Annotated in this window: 20 protein-coding genes and 1 rRNA gene; 13 read left to right on the top strand and 8 right to left on the bottom strand. The window is 45.1% G+C overall.

What is annotated here, in order from left to right; genetic code table 11:
• The first annotated feature begins 49 nt into the window (after positions 1-49).
• From accA to L4D76_RS21975, 4 genes are all read left to right on the top strand, one after another.
• Complete coding sequence (gene accA, locus L4D76_RS21990; protein WP_428443017.1) at positions 50-1,009, top strand: acetyl-CoA carboxylase carboxyl transferase subunit alpha; 960 nt, start codon at positions 50-52, stop codon at positions 1,007-1,009.
• A gap of 149 nt (positions 1,010-1,158) precedes the next feature.
• Positions 1,159-2,466 carry a tRNA lysidine(34) synthetase TilS gene (tilS, locus tag L4D76_RS21985; protein WP_428443016.1) on the top strand — a complete coding sequence of 436 codons (1,308 nt, stop codon included), beginning with the start codon at positions 1,159-1,161 and terminating at the stop codon, positions 2,464-2,466.
• Between the two features lie 66 nt (positions 2,467-2,532).
• Positions 2,533-2,844 carry a c-type cytochrome gene (locus L4D76_RS21980; RefSeq protein ID WP_428443015.1) on the top strand — a complete coding sequence of 104 codons (312 nt, stop codon included), beginning with the start codon at positions 2,533-2,535 and terminating at the stop codon, positions 2,842-2,844.
• 530 nt (positions 2,845-3,374) lie between these two features.
• On the top strand, positions 3,375-4,724 hold the full coding sequence (locus L4D76_RS21975) for a sodium-dependent transporter (protein WP_428443014.1): 1,350 nt from the start codon (positions 3,375-3,377) through the stop codon (positions 4,722-4,724).
• Between the two features lie 111 nt (positions 4,725-4,835).
• Here the strand turns inward: L4D76_RS21975 and L4D76_RS21970 are convergent, their stop codons facing one another.
• From L4D76_RS21970 to metN, 8 genes are all read right to left on the bottom strand, one after another.
• On the bottom strand, positions 4,836-5,039 hold the full coding sequence (locus L4D76_RS21970; RefSeq protein WP_428443013.1) for a YaeP family protein: 204 nt from the start codon (positions 5,037-5,039) through the stop codon (positions 4,836-4,838).
• A 155-nt stretch (positions 5,040-5,194) separates the two neighbouring features.
• Positions 5,195-6,049 carry a GGDEF domain-containing protein gene (locus L4D76_RS21965; protein ID WP_428443012.1) on the bottom strand — a complete coding sequence of 285 codons (855 nt, stop codon included), beginning with the start codon at positions 6,047-6,049 and terminating at the stop codon, positions 5,195-5,197.
• Positions 6,050-6,142: 93 nt separating this feature from the next.
• Entirely contained in the window at positions 6,143-7,267 is a 1,125-nt protein-coding gene (locus L4D76_RS21960) for a patatin-like phospholipase family protein (RefSeq protein ID WP_428443011.1), read from the bottom strand.
• 327 nt (positions 7,268-7,594) lie between these two features.
• Positions 7,595-9,310, bottom strand: a complete 1,716-nt coding sequence (locus tag L4D76_RS21955) for a proline--tRNA ligase (RefSeq protein ID WP_428443010.1) — start codon at positions 9,308-9,310, stop codon at positions 7,595-7,597.
• A 117-nt stretch (positions 9,311-9,427) separates the two neighbouring features.
• Positions 9,428-10,129 (bottom strand): tRNA (N6-threonylcarbamoyladenosine(37)-N6)-methyltransferase TrmO, encoded by a 702-nt coding sequence (gene tsaA, locus L4D76_RS21950; protein ID WP_428443009.1) that lies wholly within the window; start codon positions 10,127-10,129, stop codon positions 9,428-9,430.
• A 101-nt stretch (positions 10,130-10,230) separates the two neighbouring features.
• Complete coding sequence (gene metQ, locus L4D76_RS21945) at positions 10,231-11,049, bottom strand: methionine ABC transporter substrate-binding lipoprotein MetQ (protein ID WP_428443008.1); 819 nt, start codon at positions 11,047-11,049, stop codon at positions 10,231-10,233.
• Positions 11,050-11,107: 58 nt separating this feature from the next.
• Positions 11,108-11,794 carry a methionine ABC transporter permease gene (locus L4D76_RS21940; RefSeq protein WP_428443007.1) on the bottom strand — a complete coding sequence of 229 codons (687 nt, stop codon included), beginning with the start codon at positions 11,792-11,794 and terminating at the stop codon, positions 11,108-11,110.
• Positions 11,784-12,818 carry a methionine ABC transporter ATP-binding protein MetN gene (metN, locus tag L4D76_RS21935; RefSeq protein WP_428443006.1) on the bottom strand — a complete coding sequence of 345 codons (1,035 nt, stop codon included), beginning with the start codon at positions 12,816-12,818 and terminating at the stop codon, positions 11,784-11,786. The genes L4D76_RS21940 and metN overlap by 11 nt, the downstream gene beginning before the upstream one ends.
• Positions 12,819-13,090: 272 nt before the next feature.
• On the opposite strand from metN, the gene gmhB reads away from it, so the two are divergent.
• From gmhB to L4D76_RS21890, 9 genes are all read left to right on the top strand, one after another.
• Positions 13,091-13,645: a D-glycero-beta-D-manno-heptose 1,7-bisphosphate 7-phosphatase gene (gene gmhB, locus L4D76_RS21930; RefSeq protein WP_428443005.1), complete on the top strand. Its 555-nt coding sequence runs from the start codon at positions 13,091-13,093 to the stop codon at positions 13,643-13,645.
• A 486-nt stretch (positions 13,646-14,131) separates the two neighbouring features.
• Positions 14,132-15,229 (top strand): porin, encoded by a 1,098-nt coding sequence (locus tag L4D76_RS21925; RefSeq protein WP_428443004.1) that lies wholly within the window; start codon positions 14,132-14,134, stop codon positions 15,227-15,229.
• A 540-nt stretch (positions 15,230-15,769) separates the two neighbouring features.
• Positions 15,770-16,795: a porin gene (locus L4D76_RS21920; protein WP_428443003.1), complete on the top strand. Its 1,026-nt coding sequence runs from the start codon at positions 15,770-15,772 to the stop codon at positions 16,793-16,795.
• A gap of 362 nt (positions 16,796-17,157) precedes the next feature.
• Positions 17,158-18,183 (top strand): ABC transporter permease subunit, encoded by a 1,026-nt coding sequence (locus tag L4D76_RS21915; protein WP_428443002.1) that lies wholly within the window; start codon positions 17,158-17,160, stop codon positions 18,181-18,183.
• 1 nt (position 18,184) lies between these two features.
• On the top strand, positions 18,185-19,228 hold the full coding sequence (locus L4D76_RS21910; protein ID WP_428443039.1) for an ABC transporter permease: 1,044 nt from the start codon (positions 18,185-18,187) through the stop codon (positions 19,226-19,228).
• 29 nt (positions 19,229-19,257) lie between these two features.
• Positions 19,258-21,084 carry an extracellular solute-binding protein gene (locus L4D76_RS21905; protein WP_428443001.1) on the top strand — a complete coding sequence of 609 codons (1,827 nt, stop codon included), beginning with the start codon at positions 19,258-19,260 and terminating at the stop codon, positions 21,082-21,084.
• A 17-nt stretch (positions 21,085-21,101) separates the two neighbouring features.
• Positions 21,102-22,088: an ABC transporter ATP-binding protein gene (locus L4D76_RS21900; protein WP_428443000.1), complete on the top strand. Its 987-nt coding sequence runs from the start codon at positions 21,102-21,104 to the stop codon at positions 22,086-22,088.
• A complete protein-coding gene (locus tag L4D76_RS21895) occupies positions 22,088-23,089 on the top strand; it encodes an ABC transporter ATP-binding protein (RefSeq protein WP_428442999.1) in 1,002 nt (333 codons plus the stop codon). Before L4D76_RS21900 ends, L4D76_RS21895 begins: the two co-directional genes overlap by 1 nt.
• A gap of 345 nt (positions 23,090-23,434) precedes the next feature.
• A 16S ribosomal RNA gene (locus L4D76_RS21890) occupies positions 23,435-23,583 on the top strand; the annotation flags it as partial.

Raw genomic sequence — 23,583 nt, 5'->3', positions numbered from 1 at the left:
TTAGCCCATGTTTACACTGATAATCATGGGCAAAAGGATTTAAAGTGGTATGAGCCTGAATTTCCTCGAGTTTGAACAGCCGATTGCAGAATTAGAAGCAAAAATTGAAGCCTTACGTGACGTGTCGCGTCGTGATGAATCGGCATCGGTTGATTTAGATAAAGAAATTGGACAGCTGGAAAAGAAAAGCCTGGAACTCACTAAAAAGATCTTTAGTGATTTAGGTGCATGGCAGGTGGCTCAATTAGCTCGCCATCCGCAGCGTCCGTATGTTTTTGATTACATTGAGCACATCTTTACTGAGTTTGATGCATTGGCTGGTGATCGTGCTTTTGCGGATGATAAAGCACTGGTTGGTGGTATTGCTCGTCTCGATGGCCGCCCTGTGATGGTAATTGGCCATCAGAAAGGTCGCGATACCAAAGAGAAAGTATTCCGTAACTTCGGTATGCCAAAGCCTGAAGGTTACCGTAAAGCACTGCGTTTGATGAAAATGGCTGAGCGTTTTAAAATGCCCATCATCACTTTCATCGATACTGCAGGTGCTTATCCTGGTGTTGGTGCGGAAGAGCGTGGTCAGTCAGAAGCGATCGCGACCAACCTGAAGTATATGGCTGGTTTAACCGTACCCGTGATCTGTAATGTGGTCGGTGAAGGTGGTTCTGGTGGCGCATTGGCAATTGGGGTGGGTGACTGCGTCAATATGCTGCAATATTCTACGTATTCAGTGATTTCGCCAGAAGGCTGTGCGTCTATCTTGTGGCGTGATTCAGATAAAGCGCCTCAGGCTGCTGAAGCAATGGGTTTGACGGCCGATCGCCTGAAAGAACTTGAGCTTATTGATACGATAATTGAAGAGCCATTAGGCGGTGCACACCGTGATTTAGCTGCAATATCGGCATCACTAAAAGCGCAGCTGCTGGCTAGCCTGGCTGAACTTGAAGCGTTAGATACTGATGAGTTACTAGAGCGTCGTTATCAGCGTCTGATGAGTTACGGTTACTGCTAAATGTAGCAGCGAGCTAAATCGCTACTATAGGTAACAAAATCGAATATAAAAGCGGGTCAACTTAGGTTGGCCCGCTTTTTTATTGGGTTTTGTCTGGCGCGGTTGATTGGTAGTATTGGAGCATTCCTTAAAAGGCGAACTCACTCACCATGCTTTATTCTCAACTGTCGGCATGTCTGCAAGCACATGCTCCTCGCTCTAAACGTTTTATTCTCGCGTTAAGCGGCGGATTGGATTCTCGGGTGCTGTTGCATTTAATGGGGCGTTTCATCAGGCAGCATCCGCAGTACCAGTGTCTGGCAGTGCATGTTCATCATGGCTTAAGCACCAATGCCGATGCGTGGGTGCAACGCTGTCAGGAATGGGCACAGGAAGAAGGCATCGAGTGCCGGGTTGAATCTGTCACTCTTGCGCTGGGGAACCGAATAAGTGTTGAACAGCAGGCAAGAGAGCAGCGTTATCTTGCATTAGCAAGGCATGTAGAGCCTCTCGATGTCTTATTAACGGCCCAGCATGCAGATGATCAGTTTGAAACCTTTCTGCTGGCGTTAAAGCGCGGCAGTGGCCCTGCCGGGTTAGCTTCCATGCCGGTGCACACCGAATTTGCCGCAGGGTATCACCTGCGTCCGTTACTGCACGCCAGTCGCCAGGAGATCATGGCCTACGGCGCAGATCACCAGCTTCGCTGGGTCGAGGATGAGAGTAACCAGGATCAGCGTTACGACCGTAACTTTCTTCGTCATCAAATCACGCCTCGCTTGCTGGAACGTTGGCCGGGCATGCGTAAAGCCGTGGCGCGTAGTGCAGCGCTATGCGGTGAACAAGAAGCGCTTTTACGCGAATTACTTGCCGCCCAATTAGCGAATGCACTGCATTCAGATCATAGTTTAATTATTGGTGAATTATCGTCCGAACGTATTGGTAAGCAACTTATTCGTCAGTGGCTAAATCGTTTTGATGTCCGTATGCCCTCACAAGCTCAGCTACAACAGATTTGGCACTCAGTCGTTATGGCACAAGATGATGCCAATCCGCAACTTTGCTGGCACAACCATCAGGTCCGCCGTTATAAGCAGCGGCTGTATGTTGTTAATCAGTGGCCTGATATCAGTGACTGGCATCAGGTATGCGAAATAGATCAGGCTTATTCGTTACCGCAAGGGCTCGGTAGCATCTATCTTCGTCATTCTGCTCAGGGCATCTTGCGCCTGCCACAAGATGACGAGGTAGTATCGGTTCGATTTGAGCCGGAAGGGCTTGAGGTGAAACCACAAGGTCGCGTGGGAAAACGTAAGTTGAAAAAACTGTTTCAGGAATATGGTATACCGAGCTGGAATCGGCGGCGAACGCCATTGCTCTTTTATGGTGAGCAGTTAGCGGCAGTGGCTGGATTATTTGTCGTTGAAGAATTTGCAGGCCAGGATTGTGAACTAGATTGGCAGTATGACGCGTCTTAAGTGCATTATGTATATAAAAGGTGCACAATTCGTTATGAGGATTATAACAATATTAAAGAGGACAAAATGAAGAAAGTTCTTGCATTTGCAATGTTAGCCGCAGTGATTTCATCCCCTACCATGGCCGCAGGCGATCCTGTCGCAGGGAAAGCAAAAGCCGCGCTTTGTGCCGCTTGCCATGGTGCCGACGGTATCGCCATGATCCCCGGTTACCCAAACCTGAAAGGTCAGAACGAACAGTATCTGGTGAGTTCATTAAAAGCGTATAAAAGTAAACAGCGCAATGGCGGAATGTCGATGGTGATGCAGCCACAAGCCGCGCTGTTAAGTGATGATGATATTGCCAATGTAGCGGCGTATTTTTCACAGCTAAAATAGTAACGACCGACCTCTTTACTCTTGAACCAACATGCGTCGAGCTGAATCGCTGTAACTTAGATACCCAAACCACCTCAAGGTGCGGGATTCAGAGCTTCCTCTGGGAACTCAATTCGAATGAAATGTGTGTAGGAATGGCGCCCCCCTTTCAAACACATTTTGTGAAGAAGTGATTTTCCAGAGGAGCTCCCAAAGGGCGAGTTTCATTGACTTTTATTCTGTGTTAGCCATTATCTAAATAGAACCACCATTCAATCAAATGGCTGCCTTGCCTAAAAGCCAATGAATTCTCGCTGAACTCTGCATCTTGAGGTAGCTTGGGTATAACACCATATTGAGCCGTCATCTGCATTAAATGCAGCTGGCGGCTTTTTTGTTGATTTGTACCGATCTTGTACTGTGGCGCAATATTTACATCTGCATGGTTACTATTTATCCAGTTAGATTTCCCGCTATTGCTAAATATGACGGTAGGTATTATCGTACTAGCACGCTGATACGGTGGTTTTCAAAATATATGAGTGCGGATAATGGCTGGAAATAGAGAACATTTTGGTTCAAGAGTAGGATTTGTGCTGGCGGCAGCCGGGGCGGCTGTCGGGTTAGGGAATATTTGGGGTTTTCCAACTCAGGCTGCCAGTAATGGTGGCGGTGCGTTTGTACTGGTGTATCTTCTTATGATCCTGGTCGTCGCTTTTCCGATGCTGGTCGCTGAAATGGCGATTGGCCGTCATGGTCAGGCTAACCCTATCGATAGCATGCGTAGTCTGTCTGATAATCCGCTGGCGAAAAAAGCAGGGGCAATGGTCGGCTGTATTGGCTTGCTTGTACCATGTTTAGTTCTCGCTTTTTACAGTATTGTCGCCGGCTGGTTGATCACCTTCATGTTTGCGGCTGTGACCGATATTCTAGGTTTTGAATCAGCCTCTGCGTGGCTTAAAGAATTCTCTGTTTCACGAAACCTTTTCGGTGCGATCATTTTTTATGTACTGACTATTTTGATTGTCCAAAGCGGTGTTAAGCAAGGTATTGAAAAATGGTCAACACGCCTAATGCCGGCGCTGTTTGCGCTGTTTGGTTTAATGTTCCTGTATATCATGACCCAAGATGGCGCAATGGAAGGTTTGAAGCACTTTATCATTCCTGACTTTAGCAAAATCTTCGACCGCCGGTTGTTGCTTGCCGCAATGGGACAAGGCTTCTTCTCGCTGACCATCGGTGGCTGTTCAATGCTGGTCTATGGCTCATACCTGAGTAAGAAAGAAAACCTGCCTAAAATGGCACTGAGCGTCACATTAGTTGATACCGCCGTTGCGATTATTGCCGGTATGGTGGTGATGCCGGCCATGTTTGTTGCGATGCAAAAAGGCGTGGCCATTTATGCTGACGATGGCTCATTACTGAGTTCAGATACCCTGGTGTTTACGGTACTCCCTATGCTGTTTGATAGCTTGGGCTTTGTCGGCGAGCTGCTGGCGCTGGTTTTCTTTGTGTTGATGACCATTGCTGCTCTCACCTCGTCCATTTCGATGTTGGAATGTCCGGTCTCGCTGGTGAGTGAACGCTTTAATACCAGTCGTAAACCAACCAGCTGGGTGCTAGGGGCTGTAATCGCGATTTTCAGTGTCGTGATTATCTTTAATTTCGGCGAGATGTTTGGCTTGGTTGCAACAATCGCAACGCAGTATTTCCAGCCGGTAGCGGCATTGCTGTTCACTCTGTTTGCCGGTTGGGTGTGGTCTCGTAATAGTAAGCTGAAAGAATTGAGTGCAGGCTGTCCGGAACTTGAAAACAGTCTGTTCTGGAAAATCTGGCCGCTCTACCTGAAAGTGGTTTGTCCTATCTTCGTTGCGACAGTGCTATGGGCTTCATTTTCTTAACGGATTGACCGCTTCACTCATAAATAACAGAGATAAAAAAACGGAAGCCATTGGCTTCCGTTTTTGTCTGTGTCGTCGCCGTTATTGGCTTAACGGAACTGCTCTCATGACTTAATCCTCGTGATCACTCATTAGTAAATTAGCAGCAGCAAAGGCGGCGCGTTCACGAACCTCTTTAGGTAACTCTTCATTACCGGCAATATAATCTAACGCTTTAATTGCGCAATGAATGGCATTTGGAATATAACCCAGTTCACCGCCACCGATTTGCGCATAGATCTTACGGGTAAATTCACAGCATTCATGAACTTTCATGGTCTTTCCTTAAATCAATGAGTCTTCTAATTAGCTTTCGCTGAATAAGAGTAAAAGCGAATTGGAAGTCTTATCAAAGCTTGGTTTATCGAGATAACTATACATGGGGGAGTAAAAAATGAATATGGTTCAGAGCAAGGTTCTTGGCAGGCTGGTTATTTATTGCGCTTTTGCTTATAGAGCTGGCGGTCGGCACGATCAATCATGGAGGTGGCCGTATCACCTTTGTTGTACTGGGCATAACCAAAAGAAGAACCGATCTTGAGGGTGCGCAGGGTCGGGTCTTCAATGGTTAACTGCTGCACTCGCCTTGTGACTTTCTGCGCAGATTCCGCCGTTGCAGGCTGAAGGATCATAATAAATTCATCTCCACCTATTCGGTAGCAACGGTCTGATGCACGGACAGATTGCTTTAACACCATAGCAAAGCGGCGGATCACTTTATCGCCGTCTAAATGACCAAAACGATCATTCACTTGTTTGAAATTATCCAGATCGAAGAGCAATACAACCAGGCCGACATTCCTGCGTTCGCTCATCGCGATGGCATGCTGTATGTCTTGCTCAAAGCTGGTACGGTTGCCAAGACCTGATAAGTAGTCACTCATTGCCATATTTTTGACGCGACGGTATTCGAGCGCATTGGTAAGCGGACCGGCAAAAAGGCGGTGATAGGTATGGAGTAGATTAATTTCGTCTTTGTCTAATTTGTAAGGGGTGCTGTATTGCAGTGTACCAAGTTCAATGTCGCCAAAACGAAGGACAAAAGTTTGACGGAATTCGGTTGATTTTCCTCTGCGTATCAGAGTACAGGTATCATCAAAATCCCAAATCAGACGGCTGATATCGATCTGTTTTTCAATTTCGCGGGTGAAAATCTCGAACAATAATCCAAGATCTAATTTTCCTTGCAATTTTTGCAGCATTAGCAAGCGCTGATCAGCCCCAAGCGGCTTAGCCCTTGGTTTTCGCTCGTCTGCAAAAATTTTATCCCAGAGAATCGGATCCATAACAGCGTCATAAAAATGTTAAGTGCTTAACTATAGGCAATTATTAAGCCAAATCAACATTTAGATCTTTGTTTTTTCAATAATTCACTGATTTTATTTCAGAAAATTGCGGAGGATCGTCTCTTGTTCTAAAGCATCCTGATAACCCATATCGATTAGTGCATGAATATATTCAGGTTCAAACAAGATATAGCTGGTGATTGCGGCATCATCTCTGGGGCTGATCCCGGCTAATCGCATCAAAGCGCGGGTCATTGGCGGCATATGGCAATAATATTCCTGAGCCAATGGCTCAAATGATTGGCTCGGTGAAAGGTGAATATAGTCGACGTATTTGAGTTTTAATTGTTGCCGCTCTTTTTCTGACAGAGTCTGAAAAATCGTGTTTGTCCGTGATAAATTTTCCAGGTCGGCGGCTAGGGTATCACTGAAAATGGTATCCATCAGGTGTCCGCCCAGTGATGCCAGCCCTGGTGCTTTGGTATGATCCCTTTCATTGATTTTCTGGTTGATTAAATTAATGATCAAAATTTTATCAGCCCCCATTTTCAGTGAAGGGCGAAGGGGAGCAAGCTGGTGAATCGATCCGTCACCATAATAGGTCTGGCCAATACGAGTAGCAGGAAAAACCAGAGGGATCGCAGAAGAAGCCAACAGATGTTCAGTGGAAATTAAGGCACGCCGACCTTTAGATTTAGCCCGATCCCATTCAGTCAGTTCCTCTTGCCCTTGGAAAAAGCTGACAGAGACCCCGCTCTTGTAGCTCGACGCGGTGATCGATATACCATGAAGGTTGCCGGCTAAAATTTGTTTTTCTAGCCGTTCATAGTTATTGACCTGATTAAGCAGGTGACGCAAAGGACGGTTATTTAGCAGGCCAAAAGGCGGGCGTTCATGATAGTCGGCTTGTAATCGTGCAAACCATTGTTTAGCCAGGTAGCTTGTCATGCCATAAGAGCTGGCACTGAACACCCTTCTGCTATGTAATTGCGCCCAAATCCATTCCAGTTTCTTGACCCCAAGGCGGAAGCAAGAGGCATAACAGGCAATTGAAATGGCATTGATAGCACCAGCCGAAGTACCACAATAGATGGAAAACGGGCTGTGGTGTACCCTGGGGTACCACTCAGCAATCGCCTTTAGTACCCCAACCTGGTAAGCCGCTCGCGCGCCGCCACCGGTCAGTAATAAGCTGATTTTAGGCTTATCCGTTGCCATGCAATCTGCCCTCTTGTAACACTCCATCTCTTTGCTATTTCATACAATAACAGTATCGGGAGTGCTCATTAATGCTTATGCTCTGTTGCATAAAAACAGGCGCGCTTCCTCTTTGCTCTGGTATAAAATGGCTGCGAGCTAAATCGTTACGTAGGTTAAGAAAACTTCTATAAGATTATGTTTAGTTACTACTTAACTATATAGCTAAACGTACTGAGTTGAATAATGATAAAGTGAAATTTGGATGTTTAATGAGCTGAGTTTGAGTTAGCGGAAAATAAAAAGCCTCCGCGAGGGAGGCTTTAAAATTTGAGATGATGCTGCGGATTAAGCCAGCTTTTGCTTGATCAGTTCGACTGCTTCTGCAACAGGGACACCGACTTTACTGCCATCGCGACGGTTTTTGTATTCCACTTCGCCATTTTCAAGGCTGCGGTTACCGATAACGATTGTGTGTGGAACACCGATTAGCTCCATGTCTTTAAACATGACACCCGGGCGTTCTTTTCGATCATCAAACAAGACTTCGATGCCTGCTGCGGTAAGTTCAGCGTACAGTTTCTCTGCCGCTTCTTTCACTTCTTCAGACTTCGCCATGTTCATCGGCACGATAGCTACCTGGAACGGCGCAATGGCTGCCGGCCAGATAATACCGCTGTCATCGTGATTCTGTTCGATAGCTGCAGCCACAACACGGGTACAGCCAATACCGTAACAACCCATTTCCATAATGGTGTTTTTACCATCAGGGCCAAGAACGGCTGCGTTCATAGAGGTGGAGTAGTTATTACCAAGCTGGAAGATGTGACCCACTTCAATACCACGCTTAAGCTGCAGGGTACCTTGACCACAAGGGCTTGGATCACCTTCAACAACGTTACGTAGATCTTCTACCTGACCCAGCTCAACATCACGACCCCAGTTGATACCGAAGTAGTGTTTGTCGTCGATATTTGCGCCAGCACCAAAGTCACTCATGACGGCAACGGTACGGTCAACGATGAATGGCAGTTTAAGACCAACAGGACCTAATGAACCTGGGCCTGCACCGATCAATGCACGGATTTCTTCTTCCGTTGCCATTTCTAGTGGAGATGCCACTTCTTTCAAGTTTTCTGCTTTGATTTCATTTAGTTCGTGATCACCGCGAATGATCAGACCGATGATATCAGCATCCACCTCGTCAGAGGCTTTAACAAACAGGGTTTTCACTGTTTTGTCGATAGCGATACCGTGTTGCTCAACCAACTCTGCGATGGTTTTTGCATTCGGTGTGTCAACCAACGTCATTTCTGTTGTTGGTGCTGCACGCTCAGCGGTTGGTGCAACGGCTTCAGCTTTCTCGATATTCGCTGCGTAATCAGATTCAGTCGAGAAGGCAATTAAGTCTTCGCCGCTTTCGGCCAGCACGTGGAACTCGTGAGAGCCAGAACCGCCGATAGAACCCGTATCAGCCAATACTGGGCGGAAATCCAAGCCCATACGGCTAAATACATTGCAGTATGCCTGATACATAATCTCGTAGGTTTCCACCAGGCTTTCTTTGTCCAGGTGGAACGAGTAAGCATCTTTCATGATGAACTCACGAGAGCGCATCACACCAAAGCGCGGACGAACTTCGTCACGGAATTTTGTCTGGATCTGGTACAGGTTCAGAGGAAGCTGCTTATAAGATTTAACTTCGTTGCGAACCATGTCCGTGATCACTTCTTCGTGAGTCGGACCTAATACAAACGGACGGCCATGGCGGTCAGCGATACGAAGCAGTTCGGGGCCAAATTTGTCCCAGCGACCAGTCTCTTGCCATAGATCAGAAGGCTGAACGACGGGCATAATCATTTCGACTGCACCTGCATTGTTCATTTCTTCGCGAACAATGTTTTCGACCTTACGCAGAACACGCAGACCTGTAGGTAGCCAGGTATAAAGACCTGAAGCCAGCTTACGGATCATACCTGCACGTAGCATTAGCTGGTGGCTAATAACTTCTGCGTCGTTTGGAGTCTCCTTCAGGGTGGAAAGAAGATATTTACTGGTACGCATTGATGGTATCCGTTGGTTGATGAATTTTAAGTGAAGGGCGATATATTACCAGCTTATAGCAAGCGGAACAATTTGGTGGTATTCACTATTCGCCAAAGAGATCAATTGCTCGCGGGATCAATCACCAATAGATTCTAGCGCAGTAACTGTGACTTGTTCATGATTAACAGTAAATCTGACATTGAAATTAAACAAGTGCACTGCATATTCCTTGCTGTCTGTTTTGCCTTTTTTATAAGCAGGTCGGGGATCTTGGGCTAATACCTCGGCAATAACGTTCTGCTGGTAGCGACCATGCTCACTCTGGAGCTTATCTATTGCGGTATCACTGAATACCACGTTCAGGGTCTCTGGCTGTTCAGAGGCAAACCCACCCAGTGCATCAGGCAGGCTGTCGGAATACGGTACGTATGGCTTGATATCAACAATCGGGGTGCCATCAACTAAGTCGACGCCACCGAGCTCGATGATCACATGACCACCTTGTTGGCGAATGCCTTTTAACTCAACCGCTGACATACCAATACCATTCGGGCGAAAGGTCGCACGACTGGCAAATACACCAATACGCTCGTTTCCCCCTAAGCGGGGAGGGCGAACGGTTGGACGCCATCCTGCTTCCAGATTCTGATCAAACAAAAATAGCAGCCACAAATGACTGAACTGTTCGATGCCTCTGACGGCTTCGAGAGCATTGGCTTCACCTTGCAGCACAATTTCAGAACGGGCACTGGGAACTAAACCGGGTTGGCGTGGCACCGCAAACTTTTCTTTGTAGGGTGAGCGAATAACACCAATAGGCTCAATGTTGTATGACATAAAGGTTTGGCCTTGCTGCATTTCAATTATTTGGGGTTTATACCATAAAAAAAGCCCCAGACTAATGTCTGAGGCTCTGAACAATCTGTTGTTTGATGGAATCACCAGCCTTTGACTACGCCACCCTGGAAGATCTCTTGTGCCGCTGCGTAAACGGCTTCTGACTGATATGCTTTAACGAACGTTTTTACATTCTCAGCATCAACATTGTCTTCACGGGCCACAATCAGGTTCACGTATGGTGATTCTTTGTCTTCAACGAATACACCGTCACGCTCTGGAGTCAGGTTGATACTGCTTGAGTACGTAGTGTTGATGATTGCAAGCTGAACATCGTCAAGAGAGCGCGGTAGCTGGGCTGCTTCCAATTCAATAATTTTCAGGTTTTTCTCATTACCAATAATATCCAGTGCGGTTGCCGTTAGACCCACACCTTCTTTCAGGGTGATCAGGCCTTGTTGTTGAAGTAGCAGTAGTGAACGTCCGAGGTTTGTCGGATCATTCGGTACCGCAATTTGATCACCGTCTTTTAGCTCATCAATTGATTTTACTTGGTTAGAATAGGCCGCGATTGGATAAACAAAGGTGTTACCCGCGATGGCGAACTTGTAACCACGGTCAGCGATTTGTTGATCAAGGTATGGCTTGTGCTGGAAAGCATTGAGATCAATAGAGCCATCTTCAAGTGCTGCATTTGGTGCAACGAAATCAGTGAAAACGATTAGCTCAACATCCAGACCGTATTTGTCTTTTGCTTCCTTCGCGGCCACTTCTGCTACCTGTGCTTCAGCCCCCGCAGCTACCCCAACTTTGATCTTATTTGCATCAACCGCGGCTGTTTCTTTCTCGCCACAACCGGTTAGAACTAATGCAGACGCCAGACCTGCGACAGCAAAAAGGTTTTTTAGATTAAATGTCATGTTACTTCTCCTTAGACTGGGGTATTCCCTAAAATGTGTACTTTTTTAGAATTTTGGATTATCGGTGATCGACGCGTTTCACTAAGTGATCGCCGACAGATTGAATAAGCTGAACCAGGATGACCAGCATGATGACAGTGATCATCATGACAGTGCCATCAAAGCGTTGGTAGCCGTAACGAATACCGACATCGCCTAAGCCACCGCCACCGACGGTGCCTGCCATTGCAGAATAGCCCACCAGCGTAACCAGTGTAATAGTGATGGCATTAATAATGCCGGGCAGTGCTTCTGGTAATAGTACTTTGGTTACGATTTGTTTCGGTGTCGCCCCCATCGCCTGAGCAGCTTCAACCAGGCCTGATGGTACTTCCAGTAATGCCCCTTCAACCAGCCGTGCGATAAAAGGAATAGCCCCCACGGTCAGTGGAACAATTGCTGCCGCGGTGCCGATAGAGCTGCCTACAATAAAGCGGGTAAACGGAATAATGGCGACCAGCAGAATAATAAACGGAATGGATCGGCCAATATTCACAACGATACCCAAGACTTTATTCAGGGTGCGGTTTTCCAGTTGCCCGCCTTCTTTACTTAAGTGCAGCGCGACACCTAGAGGAATGCCTAATGCAAAACCGATGATGCCGGATGCAAGTACCATAGTTAGGGTCTGACCGAGTGCTTCAATGAGCAGGTAGGTCAGACGTTCATTGGTTTGCCACCAACTGGCAATAGAATCAAGCCACATAACCTAATACCTCAACATTTACTTTATGATCGTGCAGAAAAGCGATCGCTTGTTCTGCTGCTTGCTCTGTTCCCAGGAATTCAGCCAGCATCAGGCCAAATTTAACGCCGCCCGCGTAGTCCATATCAGAACTCAGGATACTGATATCGATATTAAACTCTCGCGCAACCTGGCTGATCAGGGGAGCATCAACAGAAGCCCCCGTAAATTCCAGGCGTACCAGAGGGAAGCTACCGGCCACTCGTTCTGCAGTCATTCGCACTTGATAATCATCTGGTATTGATAAGTCTAACGTCGAACGAATAAACTCGCGTGCCAGGTCTGTTTTCGGGTGGGCAAAAATATCTCCGACCGGGCCTTTTTCTACCAGCTCACCATCGCCAATAATCGCGACTTCAGAACAGATACTTTTAACCACATCCATCTCATGGGTGATCAGTAGAATCGTCAGGTTCAGCTTACGGTTGATTTCTTTCAGTAGTTCAAGAATTGACTGGGTTGTAGCCGGATCCAGTGCGCTGGTGGCTTCATCACAAAGCAATACTTTAGGATCGGAGGCTAACGCTCGCGCAATGGCGACGCGCTGTTTTTGACCACCACTGAGATTGGATGGATAAGTGTCCCTTTTATCAGCCAAGCCAACCAGTTTCAGTAACTCGTCGACTTTCGTCGTGAGTTCCGTTTTTGGTGCACCGGCCAGCTCTAAAGGAAGTGCGATATTATCAAAGACAGTACGAGACGATAGCAGATTAAAGTGCTGGAAAATCATGCCAATTTTACGGCGGGCTAATGTCAGCTCCTGATTCGATAGCTGAGTAAGATCGATACCGTCCACAATAACATGGCCGCTGGTGGGCTTTTCCAGTAAATTTACGCAACGAATCAGCGTGCTTTTACCGGCGCCAGAAGAGCCGATCACCCCGAAAATGGTACCTTGCTCAATCGTTAGGTTGATATCGAGGAGGGCGTTTATTGCTCTTTCACCCTGATAGAACACTTTATTGACTCTATTAATTTCTATCATCGAACTTCCTGAACTTAGATAAATCGATTGGTATTTGTTGTTTTAATATTGTAATCGTTTGGTTTGAAAGGTTGATTTATATCATATTCTGTTGCTGTGATGCTAGGATGTCTAGACGGCTAAGTCAATAGCTATTTTTACGTCTGGACGTCTAGATGTTATTTTTTATTATTTTCTTTTATAGAAGAGGCGATGCATTACCGGGAAACAGGTGAATACCAGTCTCTGGCATGCCATAATCTGCTTAACGCAATAATACAGAGGGCTAACTCTTGGCCAAACCAGCAGTCTTTATCGATCGTGATGGCGTGATCAACGTTGATCATGGTTATGTTCATACCGTGGATGATTTCGAATACATTGAAGGAGTTTTTGATGCTTGTAAAAAACTCAAAGAAATGGGGTATATGCTTGTACTGGTGACCAACCAGGCCGGTATTGCGCGTGGTATGTATACCGAAGATGAATTCCTGAGTCTGACAGAATGGATGGACTGGAATTTTGTCGATCATGGTGTTGAGTTTGACGGTATTTATTATTGTCCGCATCACCCAACAGAAGGTCAGGGTGATTATAAACAGGACTGTGAGTGTCGTAAGCCTAAGCCTGGGATGTTTATTTCGGCTCGTGATTTTTTAAAAATCGATATGGCTAATTCCGTTATGATCGGCGATAAAGCGGAAGATATGATTGCTGCAGAAGCTGCGGAAGTCGGAATGAAAGTTTTAGTTCGTACGGGTAAGCCTCTCAATGAACAAGGTGAATTATTAGCAACGGCTGTGTTAGACAGTGTTGCAGATGTACCTGCTTGGTTAGCCACTCGTTAAGTTCAATCTCGATAGAAGAAGGTCGCCTTGGGCGGCCTTTTTTATGCTTGTAATTCAATGGCTAACAGGCAAAAGTGACACATTTACTGAAAGTACTTTAAATTGAAACTCTTTTTTTTAGAGCTATTTGGAATTAAAAAACCACTGGTTAAATCATTTGGATATATGAGAGCTAACCTTTCAATCTGCCGGTTGTGACTAATTATTCAATATAGCGCATATGTGAGGCGGTGTTATGGTGGGGGTTATTGTCCTCTAGCCTTTTAAACAAGGCGATAGGCTCAATTTGGCATGATGTTTCGCTATGAAAAATTATGCACCAATTGATCTTGTGGTAATTTTGTTAAATATAGTTCGTTCTGTTTATTTTGATCTAATTTATAGATTTATGTTGCGTTGATAAGAAAGTGGCTTATTGCTAGGTTGTTCAGGCTGAGTTCAGGAAGGACTTGGTTTTAAGGAAAATAAAAATTACAGGATAGTATGATGAAAAAAACACTTCTAGCAGTCGCAATCCCTTCTCTTTTGTTTGCAACATCTGTAAATGCCGTTGAAATCTATAAGTCTGACGAAGGATCTGCCGACTTTTACGGCCAGCTTCGAACTCAGCTAGAAAAATATGAAGATAAAGAAGTCACGTTAAACGCCGGTTCTTCTCGTGCAGGCGTTCAAGCGCAATACAAGCTTACCGATACCGTGGATGTGTTTGGTAAAGTGGAGTTTGGTTTGAACTTCAACACCAAGAAAGAAGATTACTCAATGAAAAACCGCCTGCATTATGCCGGTGTAGATACAGATTTCGGTAAGTTTACTTTTGGTCGTCAGTGGATTGTTTCGGATGACTCATATGGCGCTGAGTATTCTTATTTCTTTGGTGGTTCAGCAATGCTTCATGCGACGCTTTCTGGTGCGCGTCACGATTCTCTTATTAAGTATAACTATGAAGGCGAAAACTTCTGGGTTGCTGCTAACTATGGTCTGTCGGAAGATGATACCAACCAGGAGCTGGCTGAACTGTATGCCGGTACCAGTTTAGGTGGCTTTAACTTCCATCTTGGTGGCGGGCAGAATCGCGATAAAGCATATAACGTCGGTACATATGAAATAGAGGAAGTGAAAGATCCAGCTACAGGCGCATTGACAACTCTGAAGAGTGAAAAGTCGATAACGGCGGATCTTCAAAATACGTATTTCGAAGGTACGGTCGAATATACCGTTGGTGCTGCATTGATTGGTTTTACCTACTACAACGCCGAACTTGAAAGCCAAGCTGGCCAGGAAATCAAGCAAAATGGCTACAGTTTAGGCGGTACCTATAGCTTAGCTGACAACGCGTCAGCTTATGTGGGGGTTGCTTTCACTGATCAGGATGCATCAGAGTCATCAATCAAAGATGGTGATAGCAAAGTATTCAACATCGGCTCTGTTTATCACTTTAACAAGTGGGCTCGTATCTATGCCGAATACGCTTACGCTGATGGTCGTACCCTGGGTTTCAGTAACAAAGAATCTGACGCAGTCATTAAACCAACAGAAGTTGATAGTGAAAGTAAATTTGCTATCGGTGCGCGTGTTTACTGGTAATTTCTTCTAAGCATTGCCTTTTCTTTTTACCCGGCCTTATTGGCCGGGTTTTTTGGCCGGGTTTTTTGGTTTCAGGGGGGGAGTATAAGAAATACGGGTGCATCTAACTCAATGGGTAACAGACAAAAATGACACACCTATTGGAAAAAGTTCCAATATCCCCCTCCCTTTTTAGATTAATTAGGCATTAAAAAGAAGTTGTTATTCTATTTTATTATAATTAATCCTGACTGATGCATTCATCAATAGTGAATGGGTATTCACTTTGCGCATATTATTGAGACTGTCATTACTAGAGTTTTTGCTCATCAGGCTTTATAAAATAAGGTGATGAAATTAGTTTGGTATGAAATTTCACTATGAAAAATTATTCATGAAATAACCTTGTGGTCTTTTTGTGAAATGCAGGTTGTTCTATTGGTTTCTTTTGTTTTCATGGTGTTATGTCGTGTTGCTATGAAGGTGGCTTGTTGTTAGCTTGTTCAGGCCAGGTTCAGGAAGAGCTTGGTGTTAAGGATAATAAAATCACAGGAACGTATAATGAAAAAAACACTTCTAGCAGTAGCAATCCCTTCTCTTTTTTTCGCCGCATCATCAAACGCCGTTGAAATTTTTAAGTCTGACGAAGGATTCGCCAACTTTTACGGTCAGCTTCGAACTGAAGTAAAAAAACTTGAAGACAAAGATGTCACGTTAAACGCTGGTTCTTCTCGTGCCGGCGTTCTTGCGCAATACAAGCTTAACGACACCGTGGATGTGTTCGGTAAAGTTGAGTTTGGTTTGAACTACGACACCGCGGAAGAAGATTACGCGATGAAAAACCGCCTGCATTATGCCGGTGTAGATACGGATTTTGGTAAATTTTCTTTTGGCCGTCAGTGGGTCGTAGCGGATGATGTATACGGCGCTGATTACTCCTACTTCTTCGGTGGATCTGCACTGCGTTACGCAACGCTTTCTGGTGCGCGTCATGATTCACTGATCAAGTATAACTATGAAGGCGAAAGCTTCTGGGTTGCTGGTAACTATGGCCTGTCTGAAGATGATACCAACCAGGAGCTGGCTGAGCTGTATGCAGGTACAAGCTTAGGTGGCTTTAACTTCCACCTTGGTGGCGGTCAGAACCGTGATAATACAGACAGTGAAGCAAGAGATCTCGAGAATACTTATTTTGAAGGTACGGTAGAATATACTGTTGGTGCAGCGTTGATTGGTTTTACTTATTACAATGCAGAGCTTCAAGATAAAGATAGTGATCAGCAGATCAAAGAGAATGGCTACAGCTTAGCCGGCACTTACAGCTGGGCTGACAATGCTACCGCCTATGCGGGTTATGAATTCACCGATCAGGATGCATCAAAATCCGATGCTAAAGATGGTGATAGTAAGTTGTTCTATATCGGTTCTGATTACCACTTCAATAAGTGGTCTCGTATCTATGTTGAATATCGTTATGCAGATGGCCGTACGCTGGGTTACACCAACAAAGGATCAGACACTGCTATTAGCGTAGCGGAAACTGACGGTGACAGTGCATTTGCTATCGGTGCACGCGTTTACTGGTAATCCCCACTGAATATTGCCTTTTTCTTTTTACTCGGCCTCATTGGTCGGGTTTTTTGGCCGGGTTTACTGGTAATCCTCGCTGAAAATTGCATTTTACTTTTTGCCCGGCCTTATTGGCCGGGTTTTTTGGTTTCAGGGGCAGAAGAAGTACAGATGCATGTAATTCACAGTCGCGGAGTGCGCCATACGCTAGAATAAAAAGTAATCATCAATGTGGTTTTTATTCAATCGGTATTCTTTATAGTGACTGTTCTTTCTCACATATTCGTTGTTGTTCGTTGCTATTGCTCTGTATGGTGATTGATAATGTTATTATTAATGGCAGGAGCCTACATTACTGAAGACAAGGAGTTAGTCTGCAGATGTTGTCCTATTTTCTTCGTCGGATGTTGTTAGTCATCCCGACATTTCTTGGTATCACCCTTCTTATATTCACCATCACCCGTTTTGTGCCGGGTGGTCCGGTTGAACGAATGTTAGCGAGTATGCAGGCCCGGGGGGATGCAGCATCATCCATGACAACACCGGGAGGCAGTAGCGCGCTATCAGAAGATCAGATCGCAGAATTGAATGCTTTTTATGGGTTAGATAAACCGGCACTGGAGGCCTACACCGACTGGCTTGGTAAATTAGTCGTGCTCGATTTTGGTGAATCGACCCGTTATTACGAACCTGTCTGGGACATGATAGCTGAGCGGCTACCCGTGTCGGCGTTTTATGGGGGAATGACCTTTTTTATCAGCTACTTTATTTCCATTCCTCTTGGCTATTTCAAAGCAATGAGACATGGCAGTGTTTTTGATTCTGGCTCTTCTATTCTGATTTTTGTCGGCTATGCGCTTCCTGGTTATGTCGTCGGGGTTTTGCTGATCACCATATTTGGCTATCACCTCGAATGGTTTCCTATGGGGGGCTTTGTCGGTGATGACTTTGAAGACTATGAGAGCGTTTACGATCAAGCAAAAGACATTATGTGGCACGCTGTGCTGCCTTTGATCTGTTATTTGATTGGTGATTTTGCCACGCTAACCATGACAATGAAAAATAACCTGATGGAAAACTTGTCATCAGATTATGTACGAACCGCTATTGCCAAAGGTCTGCCGTTTAAACAAGCCGTTCGAAAACATGCTTTGCGTAATAGCTTGATACCGGTTGCCAGCCATTTTGGTAACTCCCTGCTGTTTTTTATGACCGGCTCATTTCTTATTGAAGTTATCTTTAATATCGATGGTGTTGGTTTGCTAGGTTATGAATCGATCATGGAACGGGATTACCCTGTTGTTATGGGCATCGTTGCTATCAATGCCGTATTACTGATGGTTGGCAATATTCTGTCTGATGTTTGCGTCGCTATTGTTGATCCTCGAGTGAAGTTCGGAGCCTAGACTGATGAAGATAAATCCGCTAACACTAAAAAAAATCAAGCGATTCAAAGAAATTAAACGTGGTTATCTGTCATTTTTAATATTGTCTTTTTTGCTGATACTCTCTCTTTTTGCCGAGTTTTTGATCAATAGCCAGGCGCTAATCGTCAGATACAGTGGTGACTACTATTTCCCGGTAATGAGTGATGTCAGGCCGGGGACAGATTTTGGTTTGAACTATTCTAAAGAGGCTGATTACAGAGAATTACAGCAGCTTTTTGAGCAACAAAATGGTGATGACTTTGTTATTTTACCGTTAGTGCCATGGAATCCTTATGAACAGGATTTTAGTGGTGAATACCCGCCAACAGCACCAAGCTTTGAAGATCAACATTACCTGGGTACCGATACCATTGGTCGCGACATTTTGGCCCGTCTTTTTTATGGTTTTCGTATTGCTATGGGCTTTGCCTTAATAACTATGGTGATTTCGTATGCAATAGGCGTTTCTGTCGGTTGTGCGATGGGGTTTTGGGGCGGAAAATTTGACTTGATAGCTCAACGCTTTATTGAAGTCTGGTCAATGGTTCCTTTCCTGTATGTGATTATGATCCTGGTATCGATCACCCGGCCCACGTTTACCCTGTTTGTCGCGATAAATGTATTGTTTGGCTGGATGGGGATGACCTGGTACATGCGTACCATGACTTATAAGGAGTCGGCTCGGGAATATGTTATGGCTGCCCGTGCATTAGGTGCTTCGACGGCAAGGATTGTGTTCAAGCATATATTGCCGAACACCATGGTTATGATTGTGACTCTGGCTCCTTTTACCATTGCGGCCAATATTACCGCGTTAACTGCGCTGGATTATTTAGGACTTGGTTTGATGCCCCCCACACCAAGTTGGGGCGATCTGTTGCAACAGGGAAAATCTAATCTGGGTTCGCCATGGATAGCTTCTTCTGTTGTTGCTGCCATTGTTATGGTGCTGGTCATGGTGACCTTTATTGGGGAGGCAATTCGTGAAGCTTTCGATCCAAAAAAATATACACGCTATATTTAAGGTCTACCGTACAAACAAGGATGTTAATAATGAATAAAAAAATAAAGTTATCCGCCTTCGCGGTAATAGCAGCACTTGGCTTTACGGTTAATGCTGCACAGTTGCCTGATGATCTAGAGTGGATATCAAACCCGAATGAACCTATTTTTGCGTCGAGTGATGCTCAGTTCGGTGGGACTTTCCGTACCTACCTTCAGAGCTTTCCACAAACTTTCAGGATCGTTGGGCCCGATTCTAATGGTAGTTTCAGGCAGTGGTTATTAGATACTCGTCCTAACTTAGTCAGGCGACACCCCATTACATATAAATGGATCCCGGAGCTCGCGAATGAATGGGCTTATGGAAAGGATAACAAAAGTATCTATTTTCGAATTAATCCTAATGCCCAGTGGTCTGATGGTAAACCCATTACTGCAGAAGACTTCAAATTTGCCGTCCAGTTAATGCGTTCAAAAGATATTGTGGCGCCTTGGTACAACAATTACTTTACCGAGCAGGTTGATGGAGTGAGTAAAATTGATGATCACACCATTGTCATTAAGTCGACAAAAGCTAAAAACCGTGAAGATCTCATGACGACGCTTTATGACATTCAACCTCGTCCAGCCCATTTTTATAAACCGAAAATTGACAAAAACAGTGATGGGGTTGATGACAACTTCGTTCGTGTTTATAACTTTAAAGCTGAACCGTCATCGGGGCCATACTATGTGGATAAAGTAAAAAAAGGTAAATCCATTAGCTTTAAACATGTTGGTCAGGATTGGTGGGGCTACTCTAACAAGTATTATAAAAACCGTTATAACGTAGAAAAGATCCGGATCAAAGTGATCCGCGATCAGGATATTGCGCAAAAATATTTTGAAAAAGGTGATCTCGATGCCTTTGGTTTGATTATGCCTTCGCTTTGGCATGATAAATCGAATGGTAAGCCTTACCAGAAAGGTTATATCAATAAGTTCTGGGGGTATAACCAGGTGCCTCAAGGTAGTGGTGGAGTCTGGATCAACACAGCCAAGCCTCATCTGGATGATATCAATGTCCGGAAAGGTCTGGCATTCGCCATTGATTTTGATGGCATGATTGAAAAAGTATTGCGTGGCGACTATGTCCGTAAACCGAATGGACTCGGTGTTGGGCATGGTGAATATACCAATACCGATATTAAGCCTGATCCGTTTGAACCGAATCTTGCTGCAGACTATTTTGCTCGGGCTGGGTTTGATCAGATAGGGCCTGACGGGATCCGAGTAAATAGTCGTGGCGAGAAGCTGATATTTGCCGTGACCTATTCCTATTCTGCCCATACACCGCGTATTGCCTATCTGAAAGAGCAGGCTAAGCAAGCAGGTCTAGAGTTAACGTTGAATTTAGTTGATGGATCTTCTGCATTTAAGTATGTGCTTGAGAAAAAGCATGAACTTTCATTCCATAACATGGGAACCAGTTATATTCCGCAATATTGGGAGTATTTCCACTCGGATAATGCCATCAAGCCACAGACGAATAATTTTACTAATTACAGCACACCAGAGCTGGATAAGCTGATCATGGCTTATCGGGCTGAATTTGATTTAGGCAAGAAGAGATCGATATCCCGTCAAATTCAACAGATTGTTGCAGATGCGAGTGTGATCATTCCAGGGTATATCGTGCCGTACACCCGGGAAGGGTATTGGCGTTGGCTGAAATATCCGACTCCTGCGATGACTAAGCTGACAGAGGCCATGTTTTCTCCGATAGATCTGTCAACATTCTGGATTGACGAGAAAATGAAGAAAGAAACCTTGTCTGCCATGAAAAAGGGTAAGAATTTCGAACCTGTCACCGTTATTGATGATACCTATAAACTATAGACATGGAAGAAGCGGTTATGACCCATGAGGTATTACTGGAAGTTAACGATCTTGTGACGGAATTCACGACCGATGATGGTGTAGTGCGTGTGCTTGATGGTGTGAACTTTACCGTAAAGAAAGGGCAAACATTAGGGATTGTCGGTGAGTCTGGGTGTGGTAAGAGTGTGACCGCTTTGTCCGTCATGGGCCTGCTGCCGCGACCTTACGGGCAGGTTGCTGGTGGAAAGATTATTTATAGGGGCTCGAACATTGTCGATTTGCCACCTGAAAAGCTCTATGCGATGCGGGGTAACCGCATCTCTATGATATTTCAGGATCCGATGACAGCGTTAAATCCGGTGCACAGCGTCGGTAAGCAATTGTGTGAGGTTCTCGAATTACACCGACGTGATTTAGATAAAAAAGATCGACTGAAATTTGCGATTGGCATGCTTGCTAAGGTGGGGATCCCATCACCGGAACAACGTATAACAGAATATCCGCATAACCTTTCAGGCGGAATGCGTCAGCGAGTCATGATAGCCATCGCGCTGGCGTGTAAGCCCGATATCCTTATCTGCGATGAACCAACAACGGCACTTGATGTGACCGTGCAGGCGCAGATCCTCGATTTAATGCGTGAGCTACAACGTGAAACAGGGATGGCGATTATTTTCATTACCCATGATTTAGGCGTGGTCGCTGAAATGTGTGATGACGTTGTGGTTATGTATGCCGGGCGAGTGGTGGAAATGGCTGATATTTTCACCTTATTTGAGAAGCCGAAGCATCCCTATACGCTTGGCTTGCTTAAATCGATGCCGACGCAGCATACCGCGCATAAACAAAAGCTGGATACGATAGCGGGCAACGTTCCACCGTTAAATGAAATGCCTGATGGTTGCCGCTTCTGTACTCGTTGCCGCTATGCTACTGATGAATGCCGTGACATTGTCCCAATCTGGACTCAGTTAGAGGGATCTCACAAGGTAAGTTGCCATCATTGGAAGGAGGTAGACTAATGTCGGAATTACTGCGTGTTGAAGATATTAAGCAATACTTCTTTTCCGGTGGCGGTATCTTAAGAAAGGGCTACACGGTGTATGCCGTAGACGGGATTAGTTTTTCAGTTAAACAAGGGGAGACTCTGGGCGTGGTTGGTGAATCAGGCTGCGGGAAAAGTACACTCGGGCTAACCCTATTAAAACTGTTTGAACCTACCGCAGGTAAGATCTTTTTTGAAGGGCGCGATATTACCCATTTATCTGTAAAAGAGATGCGCTCACTTCGCAAGGAAATGCAGATTATCTTTCAGGATCCGACGGAATCACTGAATGCTCGTCATACCGTTGGAATGATAATTGAAGAGCCATTTATTATTCATAACATAGGTAAACCTGCGGAACGCAAACTATGGGTAAAAGAGCTGCTGGTAAAAGTCGGCTTACCTGTCGGTGCTGCAGAACGTTACCCTCATGAGTTTTCTGGTGGTCAACGTCAGCGTATTGGTATTGCCCGTGCCATTGCGTTAAAGCCTAAGCTCATCGTATGTGATGAATCGGTATCGGCTTTGGATGTATCAGTGCAGGCGCAAATCCTGAACTTATTGTTGGAACTTCAGCAAGAGATGGATCTTACTTTAATCTTTATTGCCCATGACTTATCGGTAGTGAAGCATATATCTGATCGCGTCGCTGTCATGTATCTGGGGAAAATAGTGGAGATAGGGCATGCATTAGAGGTCTATAACTCGCCCCGCCATCCTTATACTCAGGCATTATTGTCTGCAATACCGATTGCCGATCCCCGGCAAAGGAACAGTGGACGGATCGTATTGAAAGGTGAGTTGCCTTCACCGATCAATCCACCTCAAGGTTGTCATTTTCATACTCGCTGCCCATATGCGACAGACAGGTGTCGAGAAGAAAGGCCGCTGTTATTGGCAAAAGTTGGAGAGCATGCTGATGCGTGCCATTATTCGACCACTAGCCAGGTAAAGACTGAACTACGACAAACAGCATGAAACACCCTCGGCTTTGTCGTAGTTGGCTAAAAAATAATCACTCAAACGTTTTGATGAAATTAAGGCTTGCGGATTGTCGGGGACTCCCTATAATTCGCTCCGTTGTCACGACAAACTACTTAGTAGATAGCCGAGATAACAACGTTCTTTAACAATTTGACCATGCAATCTGTGTGGGCACTCGTAAAATGATTCGTCGAAAGATTTATCAATGAACTGAGTGACCAAACGATGTAGTTACTGCAGAGTAATTATATTGGCACAGTCAATTTATGCTTCAACTTCGGTTGAAACAAGAAAATCAGTAAAAATCATTGAGCCGTTCCGAAAGGAACAACAAAACTTTAATTGAAGAGTTTGATCATGGCTCAGATTGAACGCTGGCGGCAGGCCTAACACATGCAAGTCGAGCGGTAACAGGAAGAAGCTTGCTTCTTTGCTGACGAGCGGCGGACGGGTGAGTAATGCCTGGGAATATGCCTTGATGTGGGGGA

Origin of the sequence: Photobacterium sagamiensis (assembly GCF_050337085.1) — a bacterium.
GTDB lineage: Bacteria > Pseudomonadota > Gammaproteobacteria > Enterobacterales > Vibrionaceae > Photobacterium > Photobacterium sagamiensis.
The sequence above is the reverse complement of the archived record's forward strand: the minus strand, read 5'-3'. Positions and strand labels throughout refer to the sequence as shown.

What these genes read in the sequence shown, in the direction of transcription:
- L4D76_RS21965 (WP_428443012.1), bottom strand. Translation starts at nt 6,049, where the DNA reads ATGGATCCGATTCTCTGGGATAAAATTTTTGCAGACGAGCGAAAACCA.
- L4D76_RS21920 (WP_428443003.1), top strand. Translation starts at nt 15,770, where the DNA reads ATGAAAAAAACACTTCTAGCAGTAGCAATCCCTTCTCTTTTTTTCGCC.
- L4D76_RS21900 (WP_428443000.1), top strand. Translation starts at nt 21,102, where the DNA reads ATGACCCATGAGGTATTACTGGAAGTTAACGATCTTGTGACGGAATTC.
- L4D76_RS21980 (WP_428443015.1), top strand. Translation starts at nt 2,533, where the DNA reads ATGAAGAAAGTTCTTGCATTTGCAATGTTAGCCGCAGTGATTTCATCC.
- L4D76_RS21895 (WP_428442999.1), top strand. Translation starts at nt 22,088, where the DNA reads ATGTCGGAATTACTGCGTGTTGAAGATATTAAGCAATACTTCTTTTCC.
- metQ (WP_428443008.1), bottom strand. Translation starts at nt 11,049, where the DNA reads ATGACATTTAATCTAAAAAACCTTTTTGCTGTCGCAGGTCTGGCGTCT.
- tilS (WP_428443016.1), top strand. Translation starts at nt 1,159, where the DNA reads ATGCTTTATTCTCAACTGTCGGCATGTCTGCAAGCACATGCTCCTCGC.
- tsaA (WP_428443009.1), bottom strand. Translation starts at nt 10,129, where the DNA reads ATGTCATACAACATTGAGCCTATTGGTGTTATTCGCTCACCCTACAAA.
- L4D76_RS21955 (WP_428443010.1), bottom strand. Translation starts at nt 9,310, where the DNA reads ATGCGTACCAGTAAATATCTTCTTTCCACCCTGAAGGAGACTCCAAAC.
- L4D76_RS21940 (WP_428443007.1), bottom strand. Translation starts at nt 11,794, where the DNA reads ATGTGGCTTGATTCTATTGCCAGTTGGTGGCAAACCAATGAACGTCTG.
- L4D76_RS21915 (WP_428443002.1), top strand. Translation starts at nt 17,158, where the DNA reads ATGTTGTCCTATTTTCTTCGTCGGATGTTGTTAGTCATCCCGACATTT.
- L4D76_RS21970 (WP_428443013.1), bottom strand. Translation starts at nt 5,039, where the DNA reads ATGAAAGTTCATGAATGCTGTGAATTTACCCGTAAGATCTATGCGCAA.
- L4D76_RS21960 (WP_428443011.1), bottom strand. Translation starts at nt 7,267, where the DNA reads ATGGCAACGGATAAGCCTAAAATCAGCTTATTACTGACCGGTGGCGGC.
- L4D76_RS21975 (WP_428443014.1), top strand. Translation starts at nt 3,375, where the DNA reads ATGGCTGGAAATAGAGAACATTTTGGTTCAAGAGTAGGATTTGTGCTG.
- L4D76_RS21925 (WP_428443004.1), top strand. Translation starts at nt 14,132, where the DNA reads ATGAAAAAAACACTTCTAGCAGTCGCAATCCCTTCTCTTTTGTTTGCA.
- metN (WP_428443006.1), bottom strand. Translation starts at nt 12,818, where the DNA reads ATGATAGAAATTAATAGAGTCAATAAAGTGTTCTATCAGGGTGAAAGA.
- L4D76_RS21905 (WP_428443001.1), top strand. Translation starts at nt 19,258, where the DNA reads ATGAATAAAAAAATAAAGTTATCCGCCTTCGCGGTAATAGCAGCACTT.
- accA (WP_428443017.1), top strand. Translation starts at nt 50, where the DNA reads ATGAGCCTGAATTTCCTCGAGTTTGAACAGCCGATTGCAGAATTAGAA.